Origin of the sequence: Oceanobacillus sp. FSL W7-1293 (genome assembly GCF_037969815.1) — a bacterium.
Lineage (GTDB): Bacteria > Bacillota > Bacilli > Bacillales > Amphibacillaceae > Oceanobacillus > Oceanobacillus oncorhynchi.
The window spans coordinates 2,604,681-2,623,544 of the sequence record NZ_CP150212.1 but is presented as its reverse complement, the minus strand read 5'-3'; the positions used below and the strand labels follow the sequence as shown (position 1 = coordinate 2,623,544).

The 18,864-nt window shown below is 40.1% G+C and carries 16 protein-coding genes and 1 other annotated feature; of the genes, 15 read left to right on the top strand and 1 reads right to left on the bottom strand.

Annotated elements, in window-relative coordinates; translation table 11 throughout:
• Positions 1-43: 43 nt before the first annotated feature.
• The 13 genes from MKY65_RS12915 to MKY65_RS12855 all read left to right on the top strand — a co-directional run bounded on the left by MKY65_RS12915 (position 44) and on the right by MKY65_RS12855 (position 11,643).
• Complete coding sequence (locus tag MKY65_RS12915) at positions 44-232, top strand: hypothetical protein (RefSeq protein ID WP_339177417.1); 189 nt, start codon at positions 44-46, stop codon at positions 230-232.
• A gap of 183 nt (positions 233-415) precedes the next feature.
• Positions 416-1,480: an AI-2E family transporter gene (locus MKY65_RS12910; RefSeq protein ID WP_339177415.1), complete on the top strand. Its 1,065-nt coding sequence runs from the start codon at positions 416-418 to the stop codon at positions 1,478-1,480.
• Positions 1,481-1,610: 130 nt separating this feature from the next.
• Positions 1,611-1,814 (top strand) — a binding site (T-box leader).
• A 52-nt stretch (positions 1,815-1,866) separates the two neighbouring features.
• Positions 1,867-4,509: an alanine--tRNA ligase gene (alaS, locus tag MKY65_RS12905; protein WP_339177414.1), complete on the top strand. Its 2,643-nt coding sequence runs from the start codon at positions 1,867-1,869 to the stop codon at positions 4,507-4,509.
• A 94-nt stretch (positions 4,510-4,603) separates the two neighbouring features.
• On the top strand, positions 4,604-4,873 hold the full coding sequence (locus MKY65_RS12900; RefSeq protein WP_042534321.1) for an IreB family regulatory phosphoprotein: 270 nt from the start codon (positions 4,604-4,606) through the stop codon (positions 4,871-4,873).
• Positions 4,870-5,295: a Holliday junction resolvase RuvX gene (gene ruvX / locus MKY65_RS12895; protein WP_193062264.1), complete on the top strand. Its 426-nt coding sequence runs from the start codon at positions 4,870-4,872 to the stop codon at positions 5,293-5,295. The genes MKY65_RS12900 and ruvX overlap by 4 nt, the downstream gene beginning before the upstream one ends.
• A complete protein-coding gene (locus tag MKY65_RS12890) occupies positions 5,295-5,570 on the top strand; it encodes a DUF1292 domain-containing protein (protein WP_042534317.1) in 276 nt (91 codons plus the stop codon). The genes ruvX and MKY65_RS12890 overlap by 1 nt, the downstream gene beginning before the upstream one ends.
• A 229-nt stretch (positions 5,571-5,799) precedes the next feature.
• Positions 5,800-6,918: an endolytic transglycosylase MltG gene (gene mltG / locus MKY65_RS12885; RefSeq protein WP_193062262.1), complete on the top strand. Its 1,119-nt coding sequence runs from the start codon at positions 5,800-5,802 to the stop codon at positions 6,916-6,918.
• Positions 6,919-7,148: 230 nt separating this feature from the next.
• The gene (locus MKY65_RS12880) at positions 7,149-7,787 is read left to right on the top strand and encodes an O-methyltransferase (protein WP_193062260.1); all 639 of its coding nucleotides are present in this window, start codon (positions 7,149-7,151) and stop codon (positions 7,785-7,787) included.
• 21 nt (positions 7,788-7,808) lie between these two features.
• Positions 7,809-8,447: a uridine kinase gene (gene udk / locus MKY65_RS12875; protein ID WP_042534315.1), complete on the top strand. Its 639-nt coding sequence runs from the start codon at positions 7,809-7,811 to the stop codon at positions 8,445-8,447.
• A 206-nt stretch (positions 8,448-8,653) separates the two neighbouring features.
• The gene (greA, locus tag MKY65_RS12870) at positions 8,654-9,130 is read left to right on the top strand and encodes a transcription elongation factor GreA (RefSeq protein ID WP_193062258.1); all 477 of its coding nucleotides are present in this window, start codon (positions 8,654-8,656) and stop codon (positions 9,128-9,130) included.
• Positions 9,131-9,580: 450 nt separating this feature from the next.
• On the top strand, positions 9,581-10,297 hold the full coding sequence (locus tag MKY65_RS12865; RefSeq protein WP_339177409.1) for a YrrS family protein: 717 nt from the start codon (positions 9,581-9,583) through the stop codon (positions 10,295-10,297).
• Positions 10,298-10,327: 30 nt separating this feature from the next.
• Positions 10,328-11,017, top strand: a complete 690-nt coding sequence (gene mtnN / locus MKY65_RS12860; RefSeq protein WP_193062256.1) for a 5'-methylthioadenosine/S-adenosylhomocysteine nucleosidase — start codon at positions 10,328-10,330, stop codon at positions 11,015-11,017.
• Positions 11,018-11,142: 125 nt separating this feature from the next.
• Positions 11,143-11,643, top strand: coding sequence for an NUDIX domain-containing protein (locus MKY65_RS12855; RefSeq protein ID WP_193062254.1), 501 nt, complete (start codon positions 11,143-11,145; stop codon positions 11,641-11,643).
• A 143-nt stretch (positions 11,644-11,786) separates the two neighbouring features.
• Here MKY65_RS12855 and MKY65_RS12850 read toward each other — a convergent pair whose 3' ends face one another.
• On the bottom strand, positions 11,787-12,680 hold the full coding sequence (locus MKY65_RS12850) for a LysR family transcriptional regulator (RefSeq protein WP_339177405.1): 894 nt from the start codon (positions 12,678-12,680) through the stop codon (positions 11,787-11,789).
• Between the two features lie 119 nt (positions 12,681-12,799).
• Between MKY65_RS12850 and gltB the strand changes: the two genes are divergently transcribed.
• Both gltB and MKY65_RS12840 read left to right on the top strand, forming a co-directional pair.
• Positions 12,800-17,374, top strand: coding sequence for a glutamate synthase large subunit (gene gltB, locus MKY65_RS12845; protein ID WP_339177403.1), 4,575 nt, complete (start codon positions 12,800-12,802; stop codon positions 17,372-17,374).
• Positions 17,367-18,863, top strand: coding sequence for a glutamate synthase subunit beta (locus MKY65_RS12840; RefSeq protein ID WP_339177400.1), 1,497 nt, complete (start codon positions 17,367-17,369; stop codon positions 18,861-18,863). The genes gltB and MKY65_RS12840 overlap by 8 nt, the downstream gene beginning before the upstream one ends.
• The last annotated feature ends 1 nt before the right edge of the window (position 18,864 follow it).

Below are 18,864 nucleotides of genomic sequence, written 5' to 3'. Positions count from 1 at the left end.
GGCAATACTTGGACTGATAGAAGCAGAAAAAGGATGAAGATGTATGCTAGTATGTCCAAATTGCCGGGAAAAACAAATAGGAAAATTAAGTCCCACAAGCTATTATTGCTGGGTTTGCTCAATTGAATTGACGGTGTCTGGAAAGGAATTACACATCCACCAGGTCGAAGCGGACGGGACACTCAGTTCATTAGATGACTTATTTTCAAAAGAAGAGAGAAGATTATTATAATATGGGTTTCTAAAGCGGGCAATGGTTTTCGGCGGGGCGAGTAACCGCAGTCCCAGCCCCATCGGAAAAACCACGTCAGCTAAAAAGAAAAAGTTCGCCGCTTATCATTTAGTAACTTTTTGAACATCCTATTATAAACTCCCAGTCTGTTGGTTACACTACCATGGACTGGGAGTGATTATTATGTGGAAAAAAATAAAAGCAAAACAAGTCGTTTATTTTCTTGTGATTGCTATCCTTTCTTTTATTCTTTTATATTTTTTAGCTATCACCAAACCATATTATGCGGCATTTTTTTCTTTTGTCTTTAAGCTGGTGCTTCCATTTTTGATTGCCGGAATTTTGGCTTTCTTGCTGCACCCATTGATTGAGTGGCTGCATCGGTACCGGATCCACCGCGGAATCGCAATATTAGTTATATATCTGCTTTTTTTTGGAGGTGCCGGCTACGCAATATATCGCGCGTATCCATTAATCGTTGAACAAGTGAAGGAAATGAGCCGTAACTTTCCAGAATTTATCGCGCTGTACCAAGACGGGTTAAATAAGGTATATACCTCTACTGCTTTTTTACCGGAGACCGTACATGACCGGATGGATATGTTTATTCAATCCCTAGAGAATGCGATGAACAACTTTTCAGGGAAAATCATCGGCGGTTTTAATGGAATGATGGATGCGGTTATTCTCTTAACGATTATCCCGGTCCTTGTCTTTTATTTCTTAAAGGATTATCCATTTATCAAATCTTTTCTATTTCGACTTATCCCATATAAATATCGAAGCGATACAGGAAATGTATGCAGGGAAATTGGAAAAGGACTTGGCGGTTATATCCGGGGACAGTTTATTATCAGTGCAGCTGTTGGTGTTATTTCCACTCTGAGCTGGATGTGGTTAGATTTACCTTATGCTTTATTGCTTGGTATCATTCTGGCAATCGTCAACATCATTCCTTATTTTGGTCCGATCCTCGGTGCCATCCCGGTTGTAACTGTTGCTTATATGGTGGAACCGGAAAAAGCGTTATTCGTTATCGTAATTATCTTTATCATCCAATTGATTGAAAGCAATCTATTATCGCCGTATATAATGGGGAAAACAGTAAAGATTCATCCAATCGGGATTATCTTCGCCTTATTATTGGGCGGCCAACTGGCTGGCGTCATCGGTATGGTTATTTCTGTTCCTGTTTTTACTATGTTGAAAGTATTGATTCAGCAGTATCAAATGTCAAAAGCCGGCTGAATTAAAATAAGTATTTCACTATATATTTTTTTAAAGGCGAAAAATTGACATACAGCGGAAAAATCACTATAATAACGCTATAATCATACAAACAATAGGAAATGATAAAAAACTGTCATTTTCAATCATGTAGAACACGTTGAAGGTATTAAGTACATGACATGATATTTCAAGAGAGGGACTCCCCCGGCTGAAAGGAATCCTAATTATATTGTTATGGAAAGCTACACTGGAGTACGGCTAATCCCCGTCGGTATCATACCGTTATAATGATGAAAGTGATGAACATGGATTGTTCATAATAAGGGTGGTACCGCGAAATCTCGTCCCTGCAATGATGCAGAGAGGAGATTTTTTGTTTGATAAAAAAAGGAGGGAAAACGATAATGAAATTTTTGAGTTCCGCAGAAATTCGGCAAATGTTTATTGATTTTTTTAAAGAGAAAGGGCATCAGGTTGAACCAAGTGCTTCATTAGTACCGCATGAAGACCCTACACTTCTCTGGATTAATAGCGGGGTGGCAACATTAAAAAAATATTTTGACGGCCGGATTATCCCGGATAATCCAAGGATTGTGAATGCACAAAAAGCAATACGTACAAATGATATTGAAAATGTCGGTTTTACAGCGCGTCACCATACGTTTTTTGAGATGCTAGGAAACTTCTCCATCGGTGATTATTTTAAAGAAGAAGCGATTGAATGGGCATGGGAGTTTTTGACAGATGAGAAATGGATTGGTTTTGACCCGGAAAAATTATCTGTCACGGTTCACCCGGAAGATGATGAAGCGTATGATCTTTGGCTGCAAAAAATTGGTCTGCCAAAAGAGCGGATCATCCGATTGGAGGAAAACTTCTGGGATATTGGAGAAGGACCAAGCGGACCGAATACCGAGATTTTTTATGATAGAGGCGAAAGCTATGGAAATGACCCGGCTGATCCGGAGCTTTATCCGGGGGGAGAAAACAGCAGGTATTTAGAGGTTTGGAATCTCGTGTTTTCGCAATTTAACCATAATCCAGACGATACGTACACCCCTCTGCCAAAGAAAAACATTGATACAGGAATGGGGCTGGAGCGGTTAACCTCCATTATTCAAGAAGTGCCTACAAACTACGAAACAGATTTATTTATGCCAATCATCCAGGCAACGGAACTGATTGCAGACAGCAAATATGGGAAAGACGATGCAGCGGATACGGCATTTAAAGTAATTGCTGATCATATTCGTACAGTCAGCTTTGCCATTGGTGATGGAGCCATGCCGTCGAATGAAGGCAGAGGCTATGTCCTGCGCAGACTGATTCGCCGTGCTATCCGTTTTGCGAAGGATCTTAACATCCATGAAGCCTTTATGTACCGTCTTGTTCCAGTCGTAGCTGAAATTATGAAGGATTTCTATCCGGAGGTTGTGAAGGAAACAGACTACATTCAAAAAATAATTAAAGTGGAAGAGGAGCGCTTCCATGAAACGTTGAATGATGGGTTAGAAATCTTAACTAAGCTCATTGAGTCGGAAAAAGAAAAAGGAAGTAATGTATTTCCTGGAGAAGAAGTATTCCGTTTATATGATACGTACGGTTTTCCAAAGGAATTAACAGAAGAATATGTAGAAAAACTTGGATTTACTGTGAATCAAGAAGGCTTTGATAATGAAATGAAGCTGCAGCGTGAAAGAGCAAGAAATGCACGTCAAAAAGTGGACTCCATGCAGGTTCAAGACACTGTTTTTTCAACGATTGATGTAGAAAGTAAATTTGTAGGATATTCTTTATTAGAAAAAGAAACGGTCATTCAAGCAATCATTCAGGGCAAAGAAACAACAGAATCTGCAGAAGCAGGCCAAGAAGCATATATCCTGCTGAAGGAAACACCATTTTATGCGGAAAGCGGCGGACAAGTTGCTGATATTGGCTTCATTCAAACAAATCATGCCTATGCGGTTGTAACCGATGTACAAAAATCTCCAAATGGGCAGCATATTCACCGTGTAGAAGTAAAAGAAGGCATATTACAGATTGCTGAACAAGTAGAAGCAGTTGTTGACCGTGCATTTCGGAATGATGTCATTAAAAACCACACGGCAACACATTTACTTCATCAGGCTTTAAAAGATGTTTTGGGCTCCCATGTTAACCAGGCAGGTTCATTGAACGGAACTAATCGTCTCCGCTTTGATTTTTCTCATTTCAGCAGTGTAACGGACGAAGAGCTGGAAGAAATCGAAAAAATAGTGAATCAAAAAATATGGGAATCGATTCCGGTTGTGATTGAAACAAAAGAAATTGAAGAAGCAAAAGCGATGGGGGCAATGGCATTATTCGGTGAAAAATATGGCGATGTCGTCCGTGTTGTCCAAATCAATGATTACAGTATTGAGTTGTGCGGCGGGTGCCATGTGAGCAATACGGCTGAGATAGGCTTGTTTAAAATCGTATCAGAAAGCGGGATAGGTGCAGGTACAAGAAGAATTGAGGCTGTTACAAGCAAAGAAGCTTACAGCTATTTAAATAATAAAATTGAATTGCTGAAGCAGTCAGGCGCATTATTGAAAGCCAAAGACGAGCAGATTCCGCAAAAAGTGACGGCTTTACAATCGGAATTAAAAGAAACACAAAAACAGGTAGATTCACTGCAGGCTAAACTATCTAATCTGGAAGCATCCTCTATCTTAGATGAAATAAAAGAGGTAAATAATGTAAAAGTACTAGCTAAACAAGTCGACGTGAAAGATATGAATCAATTGCGTTCGATGGGAGATGAATTAAAACAAAAAATAGAATCAGGTGTAATTCTTCTCGCAGCTGTCAATAATAATAAAGTACAGCTTATTGCAGGAGTGACAAAAGACCTGATGAAACAAAATCTTCATGCTGGAAACTTGGTGAAGCAGGCAGCTGCAATTTGCGGCGGCGGCGGCGGTGGCCGTCCGGATATGGCACAGGCTGGGGGAAAAGACCCATCTAAAGTTACAGAAGCATTACAAAGTGCTTTAACTTATGTAACAGACGTGACAAATGCTTAATCCTTGGTTGTATGTTTTCTCGTTAATAAGTATAATGATAGAGATAAACATGTTAAAATAGAAGAAGAAGGTTAATGAAGGACGAGGTGTCATTATGAGTTCAATTGATAAAACAATGAAATTCAACTTTTCCGAAGAACCATTTGACCAGGATATTAAAAAGATTTTAATGACTGTTCATGAATCATTACAGGAAAAAGGATATAATCCGATCAATCAGATTGTTGGATACCTATTGTCAGGTGATCCTGCATACATTCCTAGATATAATGATGCGCGTAATTTGATACGTAAAGTTGAACGGGATGAAGTTATTGAAGAACTTGTAAAGTTTTATCTAGAACAGAATAAGGAGAATTCATGAAAGCGATAGGTTTAGACGTGGGTTCAAAAACAATAGGTGTTGCCGTAAGTGATGCTCTTGGCTGGACAGCGCAAGGGTTAACCACTATTTATTGGAATGAGAATGAATTTGAATCTGCAGATGAAGAACTAAAGAGTCTGATTGAGGAAAATGAAGCATCTCTGATTGTAATCGGACTCCCTAAAAATATGAACGGCACGATTGGCGAAAGAGGCGAGGCGTCCGAGCGCTATGCCGCGTATGTAAAGGAAAAGTATGAATTGCCTGTGGTATTATGGGACGAGCGTTTAACCACGATGGCAGCGGAACGTGTACTGCTGGAAGCGGACATGAGCCGCAAGAAAAGAAAAAAAGTAATTGATAAGATGGCAGCTACAATGATTTTGCAGGGTTATCTAGATTCAAAAGGAGGCATTATATAATGACATTGGAAGAAAAGGAACGCATTATTATCCCCGACGAAAATGGGGACGAGCATTTGTTTGAAGTGCTATTCACCTTTGATGTGGATGAAACAGAACAATCTTATATAGCTGTCGTGCCTGCTGAACAAGCAGAGGATGAAGAGGTAGAGGTTTACGCATTCCGTTACGAAGAACAGGAGAATGAAGATTTTACTCTGTACCCGATTGATTCCGATGAAGAGTGGAGCATGGTAGAAGAAATGTTAAACACATTAGCTGAAGAAGAAGAGTAAAGAGATAAAAGAAAGCTGACATTCACATTTTGTGACATCAGCTTTCTTTTCCCGTGTAATTGCTGCTTCTCATCCCCTTTCACACCTGCTGACATATATGTTTTTTCAAAATTCCTGTTGAAAATGAATCTTTTTGTTTAAGATGTAGAAGGATGAAATAAAATAACAGGAATATTGGATAATTTTATATGAATTTAGTATAATGAAGCGGATGAAAGGGGGACACAGAGTGTCAAAAGATGACAAGCATAATGGATTCCAAAAGAATCTTATACAAAGAGCAAAAGATGCTTCTAAAGTAAGAAAGATTGTCGCAATTATTATTGTTTGTTTTACGCTCATCTTAATAATCGGCGGGATTTCAGGTTATTTATATATTCATTCAGCACTGCAGCCTATTGATGAAGAAAATTCAACTCCGGTAGAAGTGGAAATCCCGATTGGCTCTTCCAGTTCAACGATAGCCGGGATACTTGAAGAAAACGGAATTATCAAGGATGCACGTGTATTTCGTTTTTATACAAAATTTAATAATGTGAACGAATTTCAAGCTGGGAATTATACATTCAATACAGCCATGAGCATGGATGAAATTATTGAATCGCTGCAGCATGGAAGAATTATTGTCGATGCGGTCCATACGATTACAATTCCTGAAGGATTGACTGTAGACCAAATTGCTGAAATATATAGTGAGCAGCTTTCTTTTTCGGAGGAAGATTTCCTGGAGGTTGCCAATGATCCTGATTTTATTGACGAATTAATGGAGAAATACCCTTCTTTATTGACGGAGGATATTCTGGATGAAGATATTCGTACTCCTTTAGAAGGTTATATGTTTGCTTCCACCTATGAGTTTTATGAAGAAGAACCATCCATTGAATCGATAATAGATCGTATGATCGAACAAACAAACTCTATCTTCCAGCAATATGAAGGAGAGATTGCAGATCGAGGTTTTACTCCACACGAAGCGATAACCTTTGCGTCCGTAGTGGAAAAAGAAACTGCTCATGAAGAGGAGCGCGCTCAAATTGCCGGCGTATTCCAGAATCGTTTGGATGAGGATATCCAGCTGCAGACAGATCCAACGGTATTGTATGCAAAAGGAGAACATCAGGCAGTGGTCACCTTTGATGATTTAGAAACCGAATCACCTTACAACACCTATTTGGTGGATGGACTGCCAATAGGCCCGATATCGAATTTTGCGGAAAACTCCCTGAGAGCAGTAATCTCACCGGAAGATTCCGATTATCTGTATTTCTTACATGATGAAGATGGTAATATTCACTTTGCTGAAACATTTGATGAACATGTAGAAAACCGGGAAGAATATATTAATTAAAGTGTGTTCCAAAAGTGCTCACTCTTAAACGGACTAATGGAGAGCTTCTCCATTTTCCGTTTTCTTTTTTAGCCGTCAGGAAAGGGGCGTGTTTTTCCAAGGGTTGCGATTACTCACCCTGGCATGACCCTCCACAGCGGTTGTTAATATTAAAAATAAAGCTGCATTGTCATCCATCGATTTTGGTGAAGAACCAATTATAATGGTTGAATGTAAAAGGAAATGATGAAATGGAAAAAGATATCGAGAGCTACTTGGAAAATCTGCTTCCTGCTTCTTCAGGAACTGCAGACGTTCTTGAAAAATATGCCGAAGTCAATCATGTGCCGATTATCAACCGGAGCAGCATGCATATGATTAATCTTATTTTACAGATGAAGCAGCCGGAAAAGATTTTAGAAGTAGGCACAGCGATTGGTTATTCCGCATTGCGTATGCTGGAAGGAGCGTCAAAAGCAAATATCGTTACCATTGAAAAAGATACCAATCGTTATCAGGAAGCAATCACGAATATCAAGGAACAGAGACGTGATAATCAAATCGAAGTTATTTTAGGAGACGCTGCAGAAGTCATGCAGGAATTAGCTGAAAAAAAATTACAGTATGATGTTATTTTTATTGATGCAGCAAAAGGGCAATATCAAGTTTATTTTGATTTAGCAGATAAAATGCTGACGCCCGGAGGTGTATTGATTACCGATAATGTATTATTTCGGGGCATGGTCTGCTCGGATGAAGAGGTGCCTAAAAAATATAAAACACTGGTACGGAAATTAAGATCGTACAATGAGATGCTAATGAATCATCCGGATTATCATACATCGATTATACCGATGGATGATGGTGTCTCCATTAGCTATAAAAAGTAAGATGTGTAAGGAGTTAGCAGCATGGAAAAAAATAAACCCGTTGTAATCGGTGTTGCCGGGGGAAGCGGCAGCGGAAAAACCTCCGTTACAAGAGCTATTTATGAGCGTTTTAAGGAAACGTCCATCCTGGTAATTGAACAGGATGCATATTATAAGGATCAGTCGCATCTTCCTTTTGAGGAAAGATTAAAAACAAATTATGACCATCCCTTGGCATTTGATAACGATTTATTAGTAGAGCATCTTCAACAATTACTTGAATATAAATCAATTGAAAAGCCTATATATGATTATAAGGTGCATAACCGTTCAACAGAAACAATCCATGTTGAGCCCAAAGAAGTCATTATCGTTGAAGGAATTCTGATTTTAGAGGATGCTAACCTCGTTGATTTAATGGATATAAAAGTATTTGTCGATACCGATGCTGATTTGAGAATTATCCGCCGTCTATTAAGAGACATTAAAGATCGCGGGAGAACATTGGATTCAGTCATTGACCAGTATATTCAAGTGGTCCGGCCGGCACATATGCAATTTATTGAACCGTCAAAACGGTATGCAGATTTGATTATCCCAGAGGGCGGAGAAAATCATGTTGCAGTGGATATTATGGCATCTAAAATTGAAAATATCTTAGTAAAGAATTCAAATTTATAATTATTTTTCTTGATATTTTAGGTAATATCTGCCATAGTATTGATTAGTATATTTTGAAGAGTTAGCACATAAGCTATATAGCCAATTTTATTAATTAATTTATATATACTTGGAATAGGCAGCTGTGTTCTTTTAGATAAACCAGATTCGAGAATAAGCTGCGATTATTACCAGATAGAAAAGAAATCAGAAGGAGTGTTTAGAAGATGGCTGCAGAAAAAAGCTTTTACATGACACAAGAGGGGAAAGACAAGTTAGAGGAAGAACTGCATTATTTAAAAACGGACCGTCGCCAAGAGGTCGTTGAAAGAATAAAAGTAGCTCGTGATTTCGGAGATTTGTCCGAGAACTCGGAGTACGATGCGGCAAAAGATGAGCAAGCGTTTGTGGAACAGCGTATTACCCAGGTAGAAAACATGATTCGCAATGCCGTCATTATTGAGAATGATAATGAAGATCCTAATGTAGTTGGACTTGGAAAATCAGTTACGTTTGTAGAATTGCCTGATGGGGATGAAGAAACGTATACTATCGTCGGCAGTGCAGAAGCTGATCCGTTCGAAGGAAAAATTTCCAATGATTCTCCAATGGCCAAAAGCCTGTTAGGACAAGAAATTGGACAGGAAGTTTCCGTAGCTACACCAGCTGGAGACATTGAAGTCCGTATAACCAATGTTGAATAAAAATTGGAAAGCGTTTGCGTAAGCTTTTATCTTGATGAAGCTGCTGAGAAAAAGATATTATCTTTGACCAGTAGAAAGGTTGTCCAAACGTATATTTTAGAAGTACGAAAACTTACAGTTAAACATAACTGTAAGTTTTCGTACTTCTATATATTTCTATGCTGTTTGAAAATATAAACCTGCTTGCTGCATTAATGCAGCGATGTTGTGAAACGGGAAACGCAATAGTTTTCTAATTAAAACGTTAAAAACCAAACAATCTGTACGAATAGTATTACATACCCGAAATTTTAAGGATTTAAATAAGGCGTCTATCTTCATCACATTCTCTTAATCCTTTAAGTTTAAACAAGAAATAAACAGCAATTTTGTGCTAAAATAGAATAGACAAAAATCGCTGGATTCGATAGGATAGTATAAAGTAAATAGTGTAGCGAGGGGGAATCTCTGGTGAGTCAGACAAGATCAAACAAATTTGAAAAAAGAAGAAAAAATACAAACGCAATTACCATTCTATCTATTGCTGCAGGAATCGTCTTAGTTATTTTTCTTGCGGTATGGGTGTTTGGCGGCGGAGATGATACAACAGAGGAAGGTACTGAATCGGATGCATCCGAAAATACGTCAGAGGAAGATAATGGGGATGCCGGCGGAGAAGATGATAATGGCTTTTTAATAACCGATCCGGATTCTAATGAAGATGAAGAAAATAACAATGAATCTGACAATGAGGACGCAAATAGAGAAGAAGACAATGAAGACGAAGACGAGAATGCAGATGATGATGCAGCCAATGAAGAAGATGAGAATGAGGAAGAAAATGAAGAAGATAATTCCTACGAAGACAGAGAGTCTGCAGAACCATCCGGTGATGACGTTGCGGAGGCCTATACCGGTGACTGGGATCCGATAGGTACAGAACAGGAAGGCGAGCATAATACAGATTTTAGTGATGGATCTGCAGACCGTGTTGAAATTAAGAGTGCAGTCTCCAAGGTCACTGGTTTAAGTGAAGATGGTATGATAGAGCACTGGGTTGGAAATAATGGACCTGACAAAGTAATTGCTACCGTTTCTGATTCAAGCAATTCAGAGAATTATCGTGTATTCCTAGATTGGGTAGACGGTGAAGGCTGGCAGCCGACTCAGGTAGAAGAATTGAATTAAATTGACGCGGGACAATAATGGAGGATTAGAATGACTATCGGAATTATTGGAGCAATGGATGAAGAAATTGAATTACTGAAGCAAAGCATGACTGATGTACAAGAAATTGAAATAGCAAAGACTTATTTTTATCAAGGTCACCTGGAAGGGAAAAAAGTTGTCCTCATGCTATCCGGTATCGGGAAAGTAAATGCAGCCATGTCTGCAACCATCTTACATGAACGGTTTAATCCGGATAAAATTATTAATACCGGGTCTGCTGGAGGTTTTGCTGAAAATCTGGAGGTTGGAGATGTTGTTATTTCCACCGACGTATTGCATCATGATGTGGATGCGACAGCATTTAATTATGTCTATGGACAAGTTCCGGGGATGCCTGCAGTCTATACAGCCTCTTCGGATTTGATAGATTTGGCAGGTAAGGTAGTATTAGAATCAGGTATTCAGGCGGAAACAGGTATCATTGCAACTGGTGATTCGTTTATACAGCGTGAGGATCAGACAGCTGTTGTCCGTGAACGTTTTCCTGAAATGCTTGCTTTAGAAATGGAAGCTGCTGCAATTGCGCAGGTATGCTATCAATATCAAACGCCATTTGTCATTATTCGAGCATTATCAGATATTGCCGGAAAGAAATCATCGGTTTCATTCGATGTATTTTTAGAAAAAGCAGCAAAGAATGCAGCGGATGTGATTATAAAAATGGTTCAAAGAGTATAAGTTATAAAAGAATTTATAAAAAGGTTTCTATTTCAGGTAGAAACCTTTTTTATCGCAAATAGTCGTTAGTAAAACCCAACTGATTAAATTTTTAAGCGCCTAAAGTAATAAAAGGAGTGGTAAAAATGCCTATTTCAGATTACTATAAAAATATACGGGCGAAAATAGGAACTAATTTAATTTTTATGCCAAGTGTTGCAGCAATTATTAAAAATAACCAAAATGAAATACTTTTTCAATATATTGAAGTAGAGGAACAGTGGAGTTTGCCTGCTGGGGCTATTGAAATTGGTGAGCCTCCCGCAAAAGCAGTTATTCGGGAAGTTTTTGAAGAAACAGGTTTACTTGTAAAGCCACTTCATTTAATAGGTATATTTGGAGGAGAAGATTTTCGATTTACATATCCAAATAAAGACCAAGTAGAATATAATATATTTGTATTTAATTGTAAAATCATTTCTGGTGAATTAACAGCTATTGATGGAGAATCAGCAGACTTAAAATTTTTTAATGTTTATAGTAAACCTGAATTAGCATTACCATATCCGGAAGCACTGTTTCATAACTTAACAGTATCGGATGCGTATTTTCAATGGAATAATGATTGGCTTAAATTGAATAATTAACGTTATCAAGGAAACCGTCCGTAAAACTCCCACTCAGTGAAGTTTCGTTTTATGCTTGAAGATGGTTATCCTTATATTGATTAGGAAAAGACAGTAAAAACCATAGAATATCAAAAATTTCTCATTTGATATTCTATGGTTTTTTAATCCCTAATTTCAAAATAATCCTGAATAAAATGATAAAAAACCTTTTGGGATGGTGCCAGATTACGATTTTTAGGAATAATGATGCCGACAGTTCGCTGGAGAGGCGGATTATCAATAGCAACTTTAGCGCTATAAGCGGTATTTAAATCATTAAAGGCACTTTCAGGAAGTAACGTAATCCCCATCCCGGCCGCAACTAATCCTTTAATGGCATCTAAGTCCTCTCCCTGGGATTGAATATTCGGTGTAAACCCTGAACGGATACAAGCATCAATAACGAGCTGGTGAAGCACATACCCCTCAGGAAACAATACGAAATTTTCCTCTTCTAACTCTGCGACAGAAATTTTTTCTTCGTTTGATTTGGCGTGAGAACTGGGAATAAGAGCATAGAAATTTTCCATAAATAGAACCTTGCCAATGATGTCCGGCTGATTATCGGGGACAGGACCAAGAAATGCTAAATCAATTTCTCTATTCCGGACAGATTCAATTAGAAAATTGTAAGAGCCCTGTCTTAATTGAAAACGGATATTTGGATAGCTTTTCTTAAATGCGGATAAAACGGTTGGCAAAAGGTTACTGGCTAAGCTTGTCGGAAAGCCAATTTTTATTGAACCGCCTTCCGGGTCTAAGTATTCATCGACCTGTTTCTTAGCATAATCCACTCCTCTTAAAGCGGATTTTATATGCGTTAAAAATATTTTTCCGATTGGTGTTAAATGTACATTTCTTCCGACTCTTTCAAAAAGCTGAACCCCTAATTCACTTTCTAAATTGGAGATTTGCCGGCTGATTGCAGACTGGGCAACGTGCAGCTCAAAGGCGGCTTCTGATACATGTTCTCTTTCTGCTACAGCAACAAAATATCTTAATTGACGCAGTTCCATATTTCCACCTCATATCAAAATTAGATTATTCCTATGTTTATTATATATTGTTTCGATAAATAAAAAAACATAAAATATATCTTACCCACTTTTATTGATTACGGAATGGAGGAACAAAGATGATATTTCAAGATTTGCCAAAAGCACAAGGTCTATACCACCCGGATTTTGAACATGATGCTTGCGGCATTGGCTTATATGCACATATTAAAGGGAAGCAGACGCATGACATAGTTACAAAAGGGCTGGATATGCTTTGTAAGCTAGAGCATCGTGGCGGACAGGGAAGTGATCCGATGACGGGCGACGGTTCTGGTTTAATGGTACAGATTCCCGATCAATATTTCAGAAGAGTCTGTCCGGAATTTCAACTGCCATCTACAGGAGAATATGCTGTGGGTATGATCTTTCTTTCTCAAGATAAACAAGAGCAAACAGCAGTCATAAACCAAGTCAATCAGTTGATTGCTGAGGAGAGACAGCAGTTGATTGGATGGAGAGATGTGCCTGTAGACACTGCTTGTATCGGGAAAGGCGCAGTAGAAACGCTCCCGGAAGTTAAGCAGGTATTTATTCGGTCGACTATGGCGGCAGATGAAATGGCTTTTGAAAGAAAGCTGTATGTGATTCGTAAACAAGCAGAGCATTGGGCTGAGGAAAAGAATATTCGCTTCTATGTTCCGAGTCTTTCTGCCAGAACCATTGTATATAAGGGCTTGCTGACTCCGGAGCAGGTGAACGGATTTTATTTAGATTTACAGGAAAAAGATTTTGTTTCAGCTTTTTCACTTGTTCATTCCCGTTTCAGTACTAACACATTTCCATCCTGGGAACGGGCGCATCCGAACCGCTATTTAATCCATAATGGCGAAATTAATACATTACGGGGAAATGTCAATTGGATGCGGGCGAGAGAAAAACAATTTGTTTCTGATGCATTTGGCGATGATTTAGAAAAACTGCTGCCAATTATCCGCAGTGACGGAAGTGATTCAGCAACATTAGATAATGCACTGGAATTTTTAACACTTGCAGGAAGAGAGCCTGCTCATGCGGCGATGATGCTGATTCCTGAACCATGGGATAAGAATAGCCATATGAATCAGGAAAGACGCGCTTTTTATCAATATCACAGTCTGATGATGGAACCTTGGGATGGGCCAACATCAATTACCTTTACGAATGGGAAGCAAATCGGAGCAATATTAGATCGAAATGGACTGCGCCCGGCAAGGTATTATGTGACAAAGGATGATTACATTATCTATTCCTCTGAAGTAGGTGTCGTTGACGTAGAGGAAAGCAATGTTTTATTAAAGGAACGATTAAGCCCGGGGAAAATGCTGTTAGTAGATATCGAGAAAGGAAGAATTGTTTCCGATGAAGAGATAAAATCTGCTATTATAACAGAATATCCTTATCAGGATTGGGTAAAGGGACAAACCGCCGTCTTAGCTCCAGAAGTTGATGAAAGCATAGAAATGGATCCGCAATTGTACCATAAGCAAAAAGCATTCGGTTATACGATGGAGGATATTGAAAAGTATTTGATTCCGCTTGTGCAGGATGGAAAGGATCCGATCGGTGCAATGGGGAATGATGCTCCGTTAGCTGTTCTATCCGAACGTCCGCAAAGTCTGTTCAATTATTTTAAACAGCTCTTTGCTCAGGTGACGAATCCGCCGATTGATGCTTATCGGGAGCAGTTAGTGACATCCATGCTGACCTGGCTCGGAAGCGAGGGGGATATACTTCACCCGGAAACTGAAAAGAAAAGACGAATCCGCTTAGATTCACCAATTCTATCGAATGTGCAGATGAAAAGAATTGAAAATAACGAAATAGACGGCTTAAAAGCGGAGGTCATTGAAACGTTATTTACAGATGATTTGGAAGCTGCGCTGAAACAAGTATTTGAACAAGCGAAAGCTGCAATCTATAAAGGGAAAAATATACTGGTACTTCGGGATACAGAAATGGATCAAATGCAAAAAGCGATACCTGCCCTGCTTGCGGTCAGCGGGCTGCATCAATATTTAATTCGTGAAGGTATCCGGACAAAAGCAAGTATCCTTATCCAGTCAGGAGAAGCGCGTGAGGTCCATCATTTTGCAGCCATGCTTGGTTATGGAGTCGATGCGATTTACCCATATCTCGTGTATCAAACCTACCATCAGGCATTTGAAATGGATAAGTTAGCGTTAAATCCAAAAGAAGCACAGGCAAAATACATTGCCGTGGCGACAGAAGGTATTATCAAAGTAATGTCTAAAATCGGAATTTCAACTGTACAGAGCTATCGCGGTGCTCAGATTTTTGAGGCGGTCGGCATCAGCAAGCAAGTCATTGAAGATTATTTTACCGGAACGGCTTCGCAAATAGACGGAATTGATTTGGGTGTGATTCAGCTTGAAACAGAGAAACGTCATCAGGAAGGGTATCAGGAAGCATTTGATCAGCTTCTGGATTCAGGAAGTGAGTTTCAATGGCGAAAAACAGGTGAACATCACGCATTTAATCCATCAACGATTTATAAGCTGCAATGGTCCTGCCGGCGCGGGGACTATAAGCTGTTCAAGCAATTTTCTAAAGAATCAAATGAAGCGCGTATCGGCTTTTTACGAAATCTATTTGACTTTAAAAAGACAAACTCGATTTCTATCGATGAGGTAGAATCTGTGGACACGATTGTAAAACGATTTAAAACAGGAGCGATGTCGTTCGGATCTATTAGTAAAGAGGCGCATGAGACATTGGCAATTGCCATGAATCGTCTCGGCGGTAAAAGCAACAGCGGAGAAGGCGGCGAGGATACAGCACGCTTCACCCCGGATGCGAATGGGGATTTACGATCCAGCGCAATTAAGCAGGTAGCATCCGGCCGCTTTGGTGTTACGAGCAACTATTTAGTAAATGCGAAAGAACTGCAAATTAAAGTTGCGCAAGGAGCGAAGCCTGGAGAAGGCGGTCAGCTGCCAGCGGAAAAAGTATATCCATGGGTTGCTGATGTGCGCAGGTCGACATCTGGAGTCGATTTAATTTCTCCGCCTCCACATCACGATATTTACTCAATTGAAGATTTGGCGCAGTTAATCCATGACTTGAAAAATGCGAATCGCAACGCAAGAGTAAGTGTCAAGCTAGTTGCTAAATCAGGTGTCGGAACGATAGCTGCCGGTGTGGCTAAAGGAAATGCAGATGTTATTTCTGTAGTCGGTTATGATGGAGGAACAGGAGCTTCGCCAAAAACAAGTATTAAGCATACTGGTCTGCCGTGGGAACTGGGTTTGGCAGAGGCGCATCAGACATTAATGATAAACGGACTGAGAGACCGTGTTATTTTAGAAACAGACGGTAAGCTGCTAACTGGAAAAGACGTTGTAACAGCAGCTTTGCTGGGAGCGGAGGAATATGGGTTTGCTACAGCGCCGCTCGTTGTAGTCGGCTGTGTGATGATGCGCGTCTGTCACAAGGATACCTGCCCAGTCGGTGTCGCTACCCAAAATCCGGAGCTTCGTAAAAAGTTTGCCGGAGACCCGGACCATGTTGTGAACTATATGCAGTTTATTGCGGAAGAGGTCCGGGAAATTATGGCAGAGCTTGGCTTCCGGACAATGGATGAAATGATTGGGCGTACAGAATATCTGGAAAGGTCAGCGCGTGCTGACGCACATTGGAAAGCGAAGCATCTCGATTTATCAACGCTTGTTTATCAGGTGGAAGGAACCAAAAGAAACACCACACAGCAGGATCATAAATTAGATCAATCCTTAGATATAAAAGAAATTCTGCCTGCTGTTCAAGAATCATTGGAAACAGGCGAAGCAATGGAAGCCAGCTTCTCTATAAAAAATACGGATCGTGTTGCCGGTACGATTGCCGGCAGTGAGATTACAGCTAAATATGGAGAGGAAGGCCTGCCGGAGGATACCATCAATCTACATTTTACCGGTTCAGCCGGTCAAAGCTTCGGTGCGTTTATTCCAGCAGGTATGACCATGACAGTAACTGGAGATGCCAATGACTATGTAGGCAAAGGGCTTTCAGGAGGGAAAGTGATTGTGCGTGCGCCGGAAGAAACAACCATTGACGCAAGCCATAATGTCATCGCAGGAAATGTTTCCTTCTATGGTGCAACAAACGGTGAAGCATATATTCATGGCTATGCCGGCGAGCGTTTTGCAGTCAGAAACAGCGGTGCAAAAATTGTTGTAGAAGGCGTCGGAGATCATGGATGCGAGTATATGACAGGCGGCAGAGTGGTTATCCTTGGCAATGTCGGTAAAAACTTCGCAGCTGGAATGTCTGGCGGAATTGCTTATGTAAGGCCGGATGATGTTCCTGCTTTCCGAGCTTTGACAAATGCGACGCTGATTCAATTTGAAGAAATAACTGATCTGGGAGAACAGGAAGAAGTAAAAGATTTGATTATCAATCATTTAGATTATACCAACAGTGAGAAAGCAGCATTTATCTTAAAGCACTGGAAGGAAGAAGTGAAGAAATTTGTCAAAGTAATCCCGGCAGACTATAAATTAATGCTTCAGCAGATTCAATGGTTTAAAGAACAGGGATTAAGTGCTGAAGATGCGCGTTATGAAGCGTTTATGGCAAAGAAAAATAACGAAATGACCGTAAAGCTAGATGAGGAATCCTTGATGAAGGAAGAGAAAGGAGCCAGAGTAAATGGGTAAAGCAACTGGATTTATGGAAATTAAAAGAAAAAAAGCAACGGAGCGTGACCCGCTTGAAAGAATAAAAGACTGGAAAGAGTACGCTGGCACCTTCTCTGATGATGCAGCAAGCCAGCAGGGTGCGCGCTGCATGGATTGCAGTATTCCGTTTTGTCATATCGGCATGGAAATCGAGGGGGCAACCTCAGGCTGCCCTGTCTATAATCTGATTCCGGAGTGGAATGACCTTGTTTATAAAGGCAGATGGAGAGAAGCGTTAGACAGGTTGATGAAAACTAATAATTTTCCTGAATTCACCGGGAGAGTTTGTCCTGCCCCATGTGAAGGCTCTTGTACCGTAGCAATTAATGACCCTGCTGTATCGATCAAGAATATTGAGCAGAAAATTATTGATAAAGGCTTTGAAGAAGGCTGGATTGAACCGCGAATTCCAGAAGTGCGTACTGGCAAAAAAATCGCTGTTATTGGTTCGGGACCAGCTGGATTAGCGGCAGCGGATCAATTAAACCAGGCGGGGCATGAAGTAACTATTTACGAACGTGCAGACCGCGCCGGTGGATTATTGACCTATGGTATTCCAAACATGAAGCTGGATAAGGGAGTCGTGGAACGGCGTATTCAATTGCTTGGGCAGGAAGGGATTCGTTTTGTGTTAAACACCGAGGTAGGAAAGGATATTTCAGCTGAGGAAATCAAAGCAAGCTTTGATTCTGTGCTTATTTGTACTGGTGCCCAAAAGCATCGTGATCTGCCGTTAGAAGGAAGAGATGGAAAAGGAATCCGCTTTGCGATGGATTATCTGACCCGCTCAACGAAAAAGCTGCTTGATGCAGATATCGAATTGGAAGAGGAGTTAAATGCAGAAGGAAAAGATGTGATTGTTATCGGTGGCGGAGATACAGGTGCGGATTGCATCGCAACAGCCCTTCGTCAGGGTGCTAAAAGCATTGTTCAATTCGGAAAGCATCCGCAGCTGCCAGTGATGCGGGCCGGATCCAATCAATGGCCGGCTTATCCGCAGGTATTCAGCCTGGAATACGCGCACAAGGAAGCAAAAGAAAAATTCAGGAAGGATATTCGTGAATATTCCATTCAGACACAAAAATTTGTAACAGATGAGCTGGGGAATTTAAAAGAACTGCATACGATTCAAATGGAGAAAAAACAGGATGAAAATGGCGTATTCTTTTTTGAGGAAATACCAGGAACTGAAAAAGTATGGCCGGCACAGCTTGTTTTAATTGCTATCGGTTTTGAAGGTGCTGAGGAAACAGCTGTCAAAGCATTTGGGGTGAAAACGATGCGAAACCGTGTGCTTGCAGCTTATGGAAAGTTTTTAACAACAGAAGAAAATATATTTACAGCAGGAGATGCCCGCCGTGGTCAGAGTTTAATTGTCTGGGCGATTAATGAAGGAAGAGAAGCGGCTTATCAGGTTGATGAATATTTAATGGGAACCACTTCCTTGCCGACTGTTGCAAATATGTAAA

Bases quoted from the DNA above. Each gene is read 5' to 3' on its own strand.
- MKY65_RS12915 (WP_339177417.1), top strand. From the start codon at position 44: ATGCTAGTATGTCCAAATTGCCGGGAAAAACAAATAGGAAAATTAAGT.
- MKY65_RS12910 (WP_339177415.1), top strand. From the start codon at position 416: ATGTGGAAAAAAATAAAAGCAAAACAAGTCGTTTATTTTCTTGTGATT.
- alaS (WP_339177414.1), top strand. From the start codon at position 1,867: ATGAAATTTTTGAGTTCCGCAGAAATTCGGCAAATGTTTATTGATTTT.
- MKY65_RS12900 (WP_042534321.1), top strand. From the start codon at position 4,604: ATGAGTTCAATTGATAAAACAATGAAATTCAACTTTTCCGAAGAACCA.
- ruvX (WP_193062264.1), top strand. From the start codon at position 4,870: ATGAAAGCGATAGGTTTAGACGTGGGTTCAAAAACAATAGGTGTTGCC.
- MKY65_RS12890 (WP_042534317.1), top strand. From the start codon at position 5,295: ATGACATTGGAAGAAAAGGAACGCATTATTATCCCCGACGAAAATGGG.
- MKY65_RS12880 (WP_193062260.1), top strand. From the start codon at position 7,149: ATGGAAAAAGATATCGAGAGCTACTTGGAAAATCTGCTTCCTGCTTCT.
- udk (WP_042534315.1), top strand. From the start codon at position 7,809: ATGGAAAAAAATAAACCCGTTGTAATCGGTGTTGCCGGGGGAAGCGGC.
- greA (WP_193062258.1), top strand. From the start codon at position 8,654: ATGGCTGCAGAAAAAAGCTTTTACATGACACAAGAGGGGAAAGACAAG.
- mtnN (WP_193062256.1), top strand. From the start codon at position 10,328: ATGACTATCGGAATTATTGGAGCAATGGATGAAGAAATTGAATTACTG.
- MKY65_RS12855 (WP_193062254.1), top strand. From the start codon at position 11,143: ATGCCTATTTCAGATTACTATAAAAATATACGGGCGAAAATAGGAACT.
- MKY65_RS12850 (WP_339177405.1), bottom strand. From the start codon at position 12,680: ATGGAACTGCGTCAATTAAGATATTTTGTTGCTGTAGCAGAAAGAGAA.
- gltB (WP_339177403.1), top strand. From the start codon at position 12,800: ATGATATTTCAAGATTTGCCAAAAGCACAAGGTCTATACCACCCGGAT.
- MKY65_RS12840 (WP_339177400.1), top strand. From the start codon at position 17,367: ATGGGTAAAGCAACTGGATTTATGGAAATTAAAAGAAAAAAAGCAACG.